This is a genomic window from Limnoglobus sp. (assembly GCF_059499385.1).
Genome location: NZ_JCABYM010000096.1, coordinates 22,459 through 34,093, shown reverse-complemented (window position 1 = coordinate 34,093; position 11,635 = coordinate 22,459). Strand labels below are relative to the sequence as shown.

General features: G+C 68.1%; 9 protein-coding genes, 1 pseudogene and 1 riboswitch. Of the genes and pseudogenes, 7 read left to right on the top strand and 3 right to left on the bottom strand.

Annotation, left to right across the window (positions count from 1 at the left end):
* The first annotated feature begins 183 nt into the window (after positions 1-183).
* A riboswitch (cyclic di-AMP (ydaO/yuaA leader) is annotated at positions 184-312 on the top strand.
* A 251-nt stretch (positions 313-563) separates the two neighbouring features.
* Positions 564-857 carry a hypothetical protein gene (locus AC5JJ2_RS17335; protein WP_495859275.1) on the top strand — a complete coding sequence of 98 codons (294 nt, stop codon included), beginning with the start codon at positions 564-566 and terminating at the stop codon, positions 855-857.
* The gene (locus AC5JJ2_RS17330; RefSeq protein WP_495859274.1) at positions 841-2,112 is read left to right on the top strand and encodes an SPFH domain-containing protein; all 1,272 of its coding nucleotides are present in this window, start codon (positions 841-843) and stop codon (positions 2,110-2,112) included. Before AC5JJ2_RS17335 ends, AC5JJ2_RS17330 begins: the two co-directional genes overlap by 17 nt.
* 281 nt (positions 2,113-2,393) lie before the next feature.
* Here the strand turns inward: AC5JJ2_RS17330 and AC5JJ2_RS17325 are convergent, their stop codons facing one another.
* Positions 2,394-3,062 carry a tetratricopeptide repeat protein gene (locus tag AC5JJ2_RS17325; RefSeq protein WP_495859273.1) on the bottom strand — a complete coding sequence of 223 codons (669 nt, stop codon included), beginning with the start codon at positions 3,060-3,062 and terminating at the stop codon, positions 2,394-2,396.
* 296 nt (positions 3,063-3,358) lie between these two features.
* Between AC5JJ2_RS17325 and AC5JJ2_RS17320 the strand changes: the two are divergent.
* Positions 3,359-3,798 (top strand): annotated as a pseudogene (locus AC5JJ2_RS17320) (IS701 family transposase); the annotation flags it as partial.
* 39 nt (positions 3,799-3,837) lie between these two features.
* Here AC5JJ2_RS17320 and AC5JJ2_RS17315 read toward each other — a convergent pair.
* Positions 3,838-4,677, bottom strand: coding sequence for a TIGR01457 family HAD-type hydrolase (locus AC5JJ2_RS17315; RefSeq protein WP_495859272.1), 840 nt, complete (start codon positions 4,675-4,677; stop codon positions 3,838-3,840).
* Between the two features lie 289 nt (positions 4,678-4,966).
* Entirely contained in the window at positions 4,967-6,658 is a 1,692-nt protein-coding gene (locus AC5JJ2_RS17310) for a GH3 auxin-responsive promoter family protein (protein ID WP_495859271.1), read from the bottom strand.
* 80 nt (positions 6,659-6,738) lie between these two features.
* Between AC5JJ2_RS17310 and AC5JJ2_RS17305 the strand changes: the two genes are divergently transcribed.
* From AC5JJ2_RS17305 to AC5JJ2_RS17290, 4 genes are all read left to right on the top strand, one after another.
* Positions 6,739-6,984, top strand: coding sequence for a hypothetical protein (locus tag AC5JJ2_RS17305; protein WP_495859270.1), 246 nt, complete (start codon positions 6,739-6,741; stop codon positions 6,982-6,984).
* Positions 6,977-7,276, top strand: coding sequence for a hypothetical protein (locus AC5JJ2_RS17300; RefSeq protein WP_495859269.1), 300 nt, complete (start codon positions 6,977-6,979; stop codon positions 7,274-7,276). Before AC5JJ2_RS17305 ends, AC5JJ2_RS17300 begins: the two co-directional genes overlap by 8 nt.
* A gap of 92 nt (positions 7,277-7,368) precedes the next feature.
* Entirely contained in the window at positions 7,369-9,627 is a 2,259-nt protein-coding gene (locus tag AC5JJ2_RS17295; RefSeq protein ID WP_495859268.1) for a DUF4139 domain-containing protein, read from the top strand.
* A 193-nt stretch (positions 9,628-9,820) separates the two neighbouring features.
* Complete coding sequence (locus AC5JJ2_RS17290) at positions 9,821-11,455, top strand: M2 family metallopeptidase (protein ID WP_495859267.1); 1,635 nt, start codon at positions 9,821-9,823, stop codon at positions 11,453-11,455.
* The last annotated feature ends 180 nt before the right edge of the window (positions 11,456-11,635 follow it).

Sequence of the window (11,635 nt, the reverse complement as noted above, 5' to 3'; positions counted from 1 at the left end):
GTGTTTGTGTTTCTGCCGGACCCCCTCTAATAACACAATTCCACCGGGCGTGCCGTGGGGGTAACGCGGCGGGTAAACGCCCCCCCCCCGGGCGGTTACCGCCGCTCGGCTCGCCGATTCGCCCGAATCCGCCCGGCCCTTGACAAATCCCGACCCGCGGTGTAACGAATAACCAAGCAGAAAGCCGAATCCCCGGCGCAAATCCGGGGAACGGGGGACCCAGACGAGTCGGGCGCACGGCCGACTCCGGGGCGAACGCGGGGAACCGCGAGGGTACGTTCAAGCCCTAGCCCGACAGCTAACCTCGTAGGCGAGCCGCGGCACGGTGCCGCGGCGGATTTGAACGGGCGACCCGTCCCGCGTAGACGCGTTCCGCCCCCGCCTTCATCCCAAGAAGAGCCATGAGCACCACTCGGCATCCGGGTGCGTCGTTCGGCTTCGGTCCGCTCCTCTCGCCCGAAACAGCTCCGCCACCGTAGCCGGTGGTTGCCGCCGGTCCGCGTTCGCACCCCGACGTGTCGTCGGGGCCGGGGACCGTCGCGCCCTCGCCCGGAGGAGTTCCCATGAACCCGCGCGTGATCCTGCCGACGCTGATGCTGTTCGGGGCCGCGGCCGGGTGGATTTACTACCCGCCGCCGCTCGCGAGCGACCGGGAGACCGCGACCCTCGCCGCGTACCAGCTGCGCGACGACGGCCGCGTCGCGAAAACCCTCCTGAACCAAGACGCCGCGCGCCGCTACCGCGACCGCGTCATCCCGCTCGGCTGCGCCGTCCTCGGCCTCGGCTGCGTCATCGCCGGGGTCGTCCGCCGCAAGCCGACGCCCGAACCGAGTGAGACCCATGACCACGGACAATGAATCGCACGGCGTTTCCCGCAAGCTGATCCTCTACCCGCTCGGCCTCGTCGGCCTGCTGGTCGGCGGGTTGATCCTGGGGCGGAGCGTCATCCGCCCCTACGACGTGCCGGAGTTCCAGGAGATCGACACGAGCGACTCCGCGTTCCTCATCCCGCTGGAGGGGGACACGACGAAGCAGCAGATGTTCCCGTCCGTCGAGTTTCTGAACGAGCAGAAGGTCGCCGCGAAGCGGGTCCAAATCCCGCACCGGTGGCAGCAGATGGGGTTCCTGCCCGGCAGCGGGCACTACGTCAACACCGTCCGCCTCGTGAAGGTGGACCGCAAGCCGGTGACGCGGGAGTGGACGCGGTCCGCCCACACCGGCACGACCGCGAAGGACGAGGCGGTGTTCGCCGAGTCGAAGGACAGCATCAACTTCACGATGGGCGTGACGTGTACGGCGAACATCCCGGAGGACCTCGCGGCGACGTTCCTGTACACGTACCCGTCGAAGAGCCTCGCGGAGATCATGGACTCGGAAATCCGCGCCCGCGTCCAGCAGGTGCTCGCGGAGGAGGCCGCGCACCACCTGTTTAACGAGATGCTCGGCAAGAAGGTCGAGATGATAACGGCCGTGCGGACGGACATGGTCCCGTTCTTCGAGAAGCGGGGGATCAAGATTTCGACCATCGGGATGCTCGGCGGCATCCAGTTCGAGAACAACGAAATCCAGAAAGCAATCGACGACTCGATCAAGGCGCAGCAGCAGAAGACGGTCGCCGAGGCGAAGCGGGAGGCGCAGGAGGTCGAGAACAAGCGGCTGAAGATGGAGGCGGTGGCGACGGCCGAGAACGAGTCGCTGAAGGCCGAGTCGCAGGCGAAGCTGAAGAAGCTGCTCGCCCTCGCGGAGGTCGAGGCGCAGGCGGCGAAGGCGAAGGCCGAGGCCGAGGCGAAGAAGCAGGTGGCGGAGTTGGAGGCGGAGGCCGAGTCGATCAAGGCCGAGGCCCAGGCGAAGACGCGACTCAAGATCGCCGAGGCCGAGGCCGAGGCGCTGAAGAAGCAGGCCGAGGCCCGCGTCTACGAGGCGGAGCGGGCGAGCGAAATGGGCGTGGGCGACGTGCTCGTGCGGCTGCGGCAGCTCGAGCTGGAGACAGCCCGGTGGAAGCAGTGGGACGGCAAGATTCCGACGACGCAGTGGTGGCCGGGCCTGACGCAGACGGCGTCGCCGATGGCGATGTTGTTCTCGCTGGCGGCCGAGCCGACGGCGAAGAAGTGAGGCCAAGCCGTTGGAGGGTCAGCACCATTATGGCGTGGTTTTCGGCCTGAAAGGCCACGACATGTCAGCCCAGGGCAAGGGGCGCAAGCCCCGCCGCCCTGGGTGAGACCGCCACCCGAGGCAACAAGCCCTGAAAGGGCGGAAGAGTGTTCCGCCCTTTCAGGGCTTGTTGCGTTGCGCGGGGGCGTACCCAGGGCGTCGCCCTGGGCTGACATGTTGCGCCCCTTCGGGGCAAAAGCTGGTCGATGCGTCGGGCCATCGCCGAGAGTTCATCTCGACCGTCAGGGTCGCAGCGCACCTCGACCGGATTCGCACCGCGCCGCTTCCCACGGCGTCAGGCCGACCGGCGGGGCCGCGGCCACGCACTTCCACGCCGCCCGCGCCGCCGACGGCTGGCCCATCCGCGCGTAGGTCAGTGCCAGGTACAGGTTCGCCCGCGCGTCGTCCGGCCTCAGCCGGCGGGCCGCGCGGAGTGCCCGCGCCGCCTTCGCCAGCGTCTCATTCGCGACCGCCTCGTCCCGCCGCGACGGGTCGGTGTCCCACTGGCTTACGAGTGTGAACAACCCGATGCCGCGGTGCAGTTGCTCCGCGTGCACGTCGTGTGTCTCTTCGGCGATCCGCACCAGCCGCGTGTGGGCGTGGACGAGGTGCTTCCGCGGCGGGCCGGTCAGCGGCTGGGCCGTCGCCACGAACTGCTCGAACTCCTGCCGTGCCTCGGCGTGGCGGCCCTGTTGGAACAGCAACTCGGCGAGCGTGGCCCGCGTCATCGCCTCGTCCGGGTGGTCGTACAGGTGGGCGGAGAGGTAGACCGCGGCCTTCGCGTCCTCGCCGAGGTCGAGGGCGTCGGCCGCGAGCGCCAGGTGGTCCGGCGGCCCCTCCGCGGGGCGGACGACCGGCGGGGCGACGCAGCCGGTCGCGAGCAGGCAGACGAGCAACGCGCCGCGGGTCATCGTCGCGACTCACGCGAGTGGGGACTCTGCGGGAAGTATCGACGGCGCGGATGGTGCCGAATGAGTGAAGTTGGGAAGGAGCGGGAAGTGCCGGAGGAAGATGGGGAAGGGATTCTAGTCGGGTAGGTCGAGTCTTCGAGGCCCACCGCTCTTATTCCCTCTCCCCCGCAAAGCCGGGGGAGAGGGTTAATCCTACGGCCGTAGTTGCTAAAAATTGCCCCCGCTACGGGTTGCGGCGATCCTACAGCCTTAGTTGATAAGACGGCCCCGCCAAGGAGTTGCGGCGAGGGCGAGTCATGTCCGGACGGCCGACCACGCGGGACGTGGAGACGTGGGCCGTCGAGGTGGCGGCGGTGGGGGAGCGGATCGGGCGGCACTTCGCCCGGAGCGAGCCCCGTCAACGGGCCGTCGGCTACGTCCGCGGGCTCCTCAGCGACGCCGCGCGGAGGAACGTGTGGCAACTGGCCGAGTGTCTGGGCGAGGCGACCCCGGACGGCGTCCAGCACCTGCTCGCCCGCGCCGACTGGGCGCGGACGCCGTCCGGGACGACCTGGCCGGGTACGTTCACGAACGCCTGGGCGACCCCGGCGGGGTGCTGATCGTGGACGGGACCGGGTTCGGCAAGGAGGGGACGAAGTCCTGCGGGGTGGCGCGGCAGTACACGGGCACGGCGGGCCGGATCGAGAACGCTCAGGTCGGCGTGTTCCTGGCCTACGCCGCCCCCAAGGGCCACGCCTCCCCCTCAAAGGGGGGAGGGGACAAGAAGTCGTTGCCGTTACACGAGAGCCAGTTCCGCGACTTCGGCTGCTTCCGCCGCCCGCGGCGGTTGCCACTCGTTGCGGGCCATCAGCTCGCCGAACTCCGCGAGGTTCTCGACCACCACCTCCGGCCGGTACGCGTACCGCACCAGGTCCTCCCGCCGCGTGCCGCCGCTGAGGACGAGGACCGTGTGGAACCCGAGCTGCACGCCGCCGACGATGTCCGTCTCCATCGTGTCGCCGATCATCGTCGTCTCGTCGGTCGTCAGCCCCAACTCCTTCCGGGCCGCCCGCATCATGACCGGGCTGGGCTTGCCGACGCTGAACGCCTTCACGCCGGTCGCGATCTCCAGCATCGCGACCATCGCGCCGCAGCCGGGGCGGACGCCCCCGTTCTGCGTCGGGCAGCTCGGGTCGAGGTTCGTCGCGATCAGCATCGCCCCGTTGTGGATCATCCGCGTCGCCGTCTCGACCAGTTCGAGGTTGAACGTCCGCCCCTCGCCGACGACGACGTAGTCCGGGTCGTGATCGACGACGGCGTACCCGTTGGCGTGCAGCGCGGTCAGCAGCCCGCCCTCGCCGATGACGAACGCCGTGCCGTTCGGCTTCTGCTGCGCGAGGAACCGGGCGGTAGCCATCGCGCTGGTGAAGACGTGCCGTTCCTCCACGTCGATGCCCATGCGGGCGAGCTTCGCCACCACGTCCCGCCGCGTCCGCTGGCTGTTGTTCGTGAGGAACCGGAACGGGATGTCGCGGTCCCGCAGTTGCCGGACGAACTCGCCCGCGCCGGGCAGCAGCTCCGGGCCGCGGTAGAGGACGCCGTCCATGTCGATGAGGAAGCCGAACTTGTCGTGCATGGTCGCCAGAAACTCGGGTGGAAGGAATCGACGGCGGAAGGGAGGACCGTCGGCGTCGCTACGTGAGAGACGGGGCGATGTTGCAGATCGCGTGCCAGTCGGAAATGCTTGGAAATCAAGGGGTCGTGGCACGGGACGTGCGCAGGAAGTGGGCAGCTATGCGGAAGCCCAGACTTCCGAAGTCCGGCTTCGACTTCGGAAGTCGATCCCGCGCGGGGGCGTCCCTCCCCGCCCGACGGTGCCGGTCCCGCTCGACTTCCGAAGTCGAAGCCGGACTTCGGAAGTCAAGTCAAACGGTCCGCACTACCGCCATCGTCGCGGCGAAGTTCACGTCGCCGATCAGGCACGGCCGCTTGTACTGCTCGGCCGACCCGCCGGTCTTCCGCAGCCGCTCCGCGTCCCACGCCGCCCACGCGCCGGCGGGCAGCACCTTCACGCGAACCGGCCCCAGCCGGCCGCTCTCCCGCTTCGCCGCGTACTCGACGTTCTGCACGCCCAGCTCGCGGTCCAGCTCCGCCACGAACCGCCGCAGCCGCTCGCCGTCGACGGCGTCCGGCTCCTCCAGGAAGATCGCGTAGTACGGCTCCCGCTCGTCGAACACCGGCGACAGCGTGTACCCGGTGATCGGCTGCGGCACGACTTTCAGCACCGCGTCCACTGCCTTCGTGACGTGGTGCTCGCTCAGCTTCTCGCCGGTCAGGTTCGCGAACCGGCTACCCTTCCCCAGGAACTCGACCATCGGCGTGCGGCCGAGGAAGCCCGTGACCCGCACCAGGTCCGAGATGTGGTAGCGGTACAGACCATAAAGTGTGGTCGGACAGATGTAGTAGCTGCCGCCCTCCCGGATCTCGTGCGCCGCCAGGACGGTCGGCTGCTTCGAGTCGATTTCGGTTTCCGGGATGAACTCGAAGTAGTGCGACAGGATGTCGAGCACGCCGCTCGGCGAGCTGTTCGCGAACGGGATCGTCATCCGCCCCTCGCTGGCGAGCAGGCCGAGGTCGCGGACCGGCGTGTCGCCGTAGTACTGCGGGAGCTGCCGGAGGTACGGCCCCATGCTGCCGCCGGTCCACGTGTTGACGATCGTGGCGTCGCTCGGCCACACGTCCTGCGGGAACAGCCGGCCGAGCTTCTCGGCGACGGCGGCGAGTTCCCGCGCCCGCGCCGGGTTCGGCTTCAACCGCGGGGCGAGCACCGCCCGCACGTCCGGCGGGATGTCGAGGTCGCCGCGCAGCGTGCCGTCGTGCAGGTCCTTGAGCAAGTGCTCCCGCTGCGCGTCCAGCGCGCGGGCGAGTTGCACGAGCGTGCTGGGGTTCGCGGCCATGAACTGCGACACGTTCCGGTCCGCGGCGAACCGCAGCGCGACGTAGTACTTCGCGAGCGCGTCCTTGACCTTCCCCGTCTCGTGCGGCACGGCGTACAGCCGGCGGATGAGCCGCATCTGGACCTTCGCCGTGAACCCGGTGAGGTTGCCGCACGGGATGCCGGCGGACGTGCGGAACTCGTCCGGGTCGCCGACCATCTGGACGATCGGCCGCATGGCGATCCGCCGCCCGCGGTGGTCGCGGTACATCTTGACGCCCCACATGTTCCACCCGCGGCGGTACGCCCGCAGGTAGTCCTGCGTGACCGGGATGAGCTTGCGGGCGGCGGTCGTGCCGCTGGTGAGCGCGAACATGAGGACGCGGTCGTCCGCGAGCAGGGCGTTCGTCTCCCCGGCCTGCACCCGCTCGACGTACGGCGCGACGTACTCGTACGGCGCGACCGGCACGTTCTTGCGGAACTCCTCCGGCGTGCGCACGTCGGCGAAGTGGTGGTCCTTGCCGAACGCGGTGCCTTGCTGCTTGCGGAGGATGCGGTCGAGGACGGCGGCCTGGACGGCCCGCGGGTCGTCGCACTGCCGCTCGAACCGCCGCAGCTGCCGCCGCACCGGCCACGTCAACAGCCGCCCGACCCGGACGAGGAGGAATCGCTTGAGGGACATGGGGGTATGGTACACGCCCGCCGCCGTCTTTCGCGGCGGGCCGCCGCCGGGTAGACTGAAATGGAATCGCAGGAGGGCGTATGAACCCGAACAACCCGACCCCGGACGAGCTTCAGGCTCGCATCCGACAGCTTGAAGACGAACTGGCCCGCGTGAAGACGGAGCGCGACCTGTACAAGAAGAGCGTGTACGAGGAGATGATGGCCAGCATCCCCTACACGCCGATGACCCTGGAGGAAGCCCGCGAGTTGATGTCCGCCCCGCAAGGTGAACGACTGACGGACATCATCGCGGAATACGAGAAGGAACTCGACGGCCGTGAGTGACGAACGGTACGACGTGGCGAACTCCTTGGAGGTCGGCCAGCAACTCCGCGCGGCCGTCGAGGTCGCACGCGCTCACGGAGAATTCGCGGTGGCCGTTCGCGCCTCCCGGTGGATTTTGGAGGAGTTGGCCCGTAACCCGGCCGCGTTCGGAGAATCGCGAAACTACTTCGACGCCGCGAAGCTGTACGTGCGGATCGGGTTCGCGGGGCCGGTGTACGTCGTGTACGGGATACACGAACCCAGCCGGACGGTGTTCGTCCGCAAGATCGGGTACTCCGTGCGGAAGCGTTGATTCACATCTTCATACCCATCCGCAAACCCCGCCAACGAACCGCCGGCCCGACCGTTCTGCCACTGTCTCCCCGCCTCTCCCGGAGCCGGTTCATGCACCCCCGCCACCTGGTGACGGCCTGCGGCCTCCTGTTCGCGCTGTCGCTCATCCCGCTCGTCTCGGGGCAGGACGGCCCGGCCCTCGCCAAGCCGACCGACTTGCCGCTGAAGCGGGTTGTCCTTTTCAACGCCGGCGTCGGATACTTCCAGCGCGAAGGGATCGTTGACGGCAACGCACGCGTCGAACTGCGGTTCCCGGAACCGGACGTGAACGACTTGCTCAAGAGCCTCGTGCTGGAGGACAAGGACGGCGGCAAGGTGAAGGCCGTCACCTACGACGGCAAGCACCCGGTCGAGGTCACGCTGAAGGCGTTCACCATCGACGTGACCGCCAACCCTACCGTCGGCGACCTGCTCTCCCAGGTCCGCGGCGAGAAGGTCGAGATCACGGACAAGCAGGGGACGAGCGTGACCGGCCTCGTGGTCGGCGTGGACCGGCCCATCGGGTCGGTGACCACGAAGACGAACGCCGACGGCGAAACGGAAACGACGACCACGCCCGGCCCGCAAGGGGAGTCGCTCAACCTGCTCACGGCCGACGGCCTGCAGGCCGTGCCGCTGGCGGCCGCGAAGAAGATCAAGCTCCTCAAGCCGGAGTTGGAGGCCGAGTTCCGCAAGGCGCTCGAGGTCCTGGCGGCGGCCCGCGGCGCGGCCAAGAAGGCGATCGCCGTGAACTTCGACGGCAACGGGCGGCGGCGGGTCCGGATCGGGTACGTGACGGAAGCCCCGATGTGGAAGCCGAGCTACCGGCTCAGCCTCGGCGAGAAGCCGACGGCCAACCTGCAAGGGTGGGCGGCTGTCGAGAACACGACGGAAGAAGACTGGACCGGGGTGAGGGTCGGCCTCGTCGCCGGCCGACCGATGGCCTTCCAGATGGACCTGTATCAGCCGTTGTTCGTCCCCCGGCCGACGGTCGAACCAGAACTGTACGCCTCGCTCCGGCCGCCGGTCTATCAGGGCAACGTGATGACCGGTGGTGTCGCGGGCGGCGGGATCGGCGGCGGGTTGCTCGGCGGCGGGGCCGCGAACAACCTCGGGGCCGGTGGCGGCCTCGCCGGGTTCGGCGGGCAGTGGGGCCAACTCGGGATGCAAGGGCAGTTCGGCATCCAGGGCGGCAACCTCGGCCGGCCGTCCGCCCGCGAGTTGCTCGGGCCGCGGCTGTCCTACGAACAGTTGCGGGATCGCTTAGCGGAGCAGGATAAGGCAGATAACGTCAAGGCCGTCTTCGCCAAAGGTGCCGGTGCCCGCGCGGAGGGAAGCCATTCCACCGTCCTCACCGCGGCCGCGGCCGTCGCCCTCGGCGACACCTTCGAGTACAAGATCGAAGACCCGGTCACTCTCCCCCGGCTCAAGTCCGCGCTCTTGCCGATCGTCAACGACCCGGTCGAGACCAAGCGGGTCAGCATCTACAACGCGGACGTCCTCGCGAAGCATCCGCTGCTCGGCGTGCGGCTGACGAACAAGTCGAAGCTGAACCTCGCCCAGGGGCCGGTCACGGTGTACGACGGCGAGACGTTCGCCGGCGACGCCCGGCTGCCGGACCTCGCGCCGAACGAGACACGGCTGGTCAGTTACGCCATCGACCTGCACACGGAGGTCGTCCCGCGGGCCGACGAGCCGACGCGGACGGTCGAGGCCGTTGCGCTCCGCAACGGCCGACTAATCACACGCGAGGTGACGCGGCAGACGACGCGGTACGTCATCCGCAACCGCGGCCCGCAGGACCGCACGGTGATCGTCGAGCGGCCGCTCCGGCCGGGGTGGGCGGTCACCGGCGACACGAAGCCGACGGAGACGACCCGCGAGGCGTCCCGGTTCGAGACGACGGCGAAGGCCGGCACGACGATGACGCTGACAGTCACCGAGGACTCCACTACGCCGGCCGAGTTGGAAATCGAGCGGACGACGGACGCCGCCCTCCGGCACTACGCGGCGACGCCCGCCGCCACCCCGGCCGTCAAAGACGCGGTCGCCAAGATCCTCGACCTGCGGGCCGCGGCCGAGACAACGCGAAAGGGAATCGCGGACGAAGAAGCCGGCCTGAAGGCCATCGCCGACGACCAGGCGCGGATCCGGGCGAACCTCGACCGCGTGCCGAAGGACTCCGACGCCTACAAGCGGTACTTGAAGAAATTCGACGAGCAGGAAACGGAGATCGAAAAGCGGCAGGCGAAGGCGAAGGAGTTGAAGTCGAAACTCGTTGGCGACGAGAAAGCCTACAAGGAGTACGTCCAAAAACTCAAGGCAGAATGAGGCGTCTGCCGGAACGACGAGGGCCGTAGGGCACGCACGTGCCCTACGGCTCGACGCTTTTATCGGGCCACCCGCTTCTTTCCAGTTGCTCCCCGCCGGCGGGCGCGGACAATAACCTGCTCTCCGGGTTTCCAACCGAGGATCGACCATGCAACCGGACCGACGTTCGTTTCTACTGGCGGGGGGTGCGGCCGTGGCAGGACTGACGAACCTCAACGCGGCCGACGGGGACACCGCGGCGAAGGCGTTCATCGAGGCACACGTGACGAAGATGCGGCCGCTGGACATCGCGGCGGGCGTCGCGTGGTGGAACGCCAACACGACCGGCCAGGACGAGGACTTCAAGAAGAAGGAGGAGGCGCAGAACAAGATCGACGCCGCCCTCGCCGACCCGAAGGCGTTCGCCGAGCTGAAGGCGATCAAGGAGGCGAAGGTCGCCGACCCGCTGCTGAAGCGGCAGATCGACCTCCTGTACCTGAACTACCTCGAGAAGCAGGTCCCGCCGGAGCTGCTTCAGAAGATCACGGCGAAGGCGAACGCCGTCGAGAAGGGGTTCAACGTCTTCCGCGCGAAGGTGGACGGGCAGGAGATGGCGGACAGCCAGGTCCGACGGGTGCTGAAGGAGTCTACGAACTCCGACGAGCGGCGGAAGGCGTGGGAGGCGAGCAAGGTCGTCGGCGCGAACGTCGAGGCGGAGTTGAAGGAGCTGGTCGCGCTCCGCAACGAGGCGGCGACGAAGCTCGGGTTCAAGAACTTCCACGCGATGACGCTGTTCCTCAACGAGCAGGACGGCGCGGAGCTGATCGCGCTGTTCGACGAACTCGACGCGCTGACCCGCGAGCCGTTCTTGAAGGCGAAGGCGGAGTTCGACGAGCGGCTGGCGAAGAACTGTGGGGTGAAGGTGGCGGACCTGCGGCCGTGGCACTACCACGACCCGTTCTTCCAGGAGTCGCCGGCCGTGTTCGACGCGGACCTGGACCAGCCGTACCGGGACGCGGACATCCTGAAGCTGTGCCAGGATTTCTACAAGGGCGTCGGGCTGCCGATCGACGACGTGATCGCCCGCAGCGACCTGTTCGAGAAGAAGGGGAAGTCGCCGCATGCGTTCTGCACGGACATCGACCGCGAAGGGGACGTGCGGGTGCTGGCGAACATCGTTCCCACGGAATACTGGATGGGCACGATGCTGCACGAGCTGGGGCACGCCGTCTACAGCAGCAAGAACATCCCGCAGAGCGTCCCCTACGTGCTCCGCGGCGAGGCGCACATCCTCACGACGGAGGGGGTGGCGATGCAGTTCCAGAAGTTCAGCAAGTCGCGGCCGTGGCTGGAGAAGATGGGCGTGAAAGTGGAGAACGGGGCCGCGTTCGACGCGGCCGCGGCGAAGGTCCTCCGCAACGAGCTGTTGATCTTCAGCCGGTGGTGCCAGGTGATGCTGCGGTTCGAGAAGGGGATGTACGAGAACCCGTCGCAGGACCTGAACAAGTTGTGGTGGGACCTGGTCGAGAAGTACCAGGGCCTCACACGGCCGGAGGGCCGCAACGCGCCGGACTACGGGAGCAAGATTCACGTCTGCTCCGCGCCGGTCTACTACCACAACTACATGATGGGGCAGTTGTTCGCCTCGCAGGTCCACCACGCGCTGTGCAAGGAGGTCTACAACGCGGACCCGAAGACGGTGCTGTACATCGGCGACAAGCGGGTCGGGGAGTTCATGAAGAAGAAGGTGTTCGAGCCGGGCCGGACGCTGTCGTGGCGGGAGCTGCTGCCGCACGCGACCGGCGAGCCGCTAAGCGCGAAGGCGTTCGCGAAGGACTTCCAGGGGTGAGCCGCCCGACTTCCGAAGTCCGGCTTCGACTTCGGAAGTCGAAACAGTGGGGCGGCCTTCGTCGTGTCTACAGACGCCCCTCGTCCGCATCGACTTCCGAAGTCGAAGCCGGACTTCGGAAGTCGGGTCGTCGCATTTTCCCGTTGGTTTCGCCGGGGATCGCCGGTACGATTGACGGAT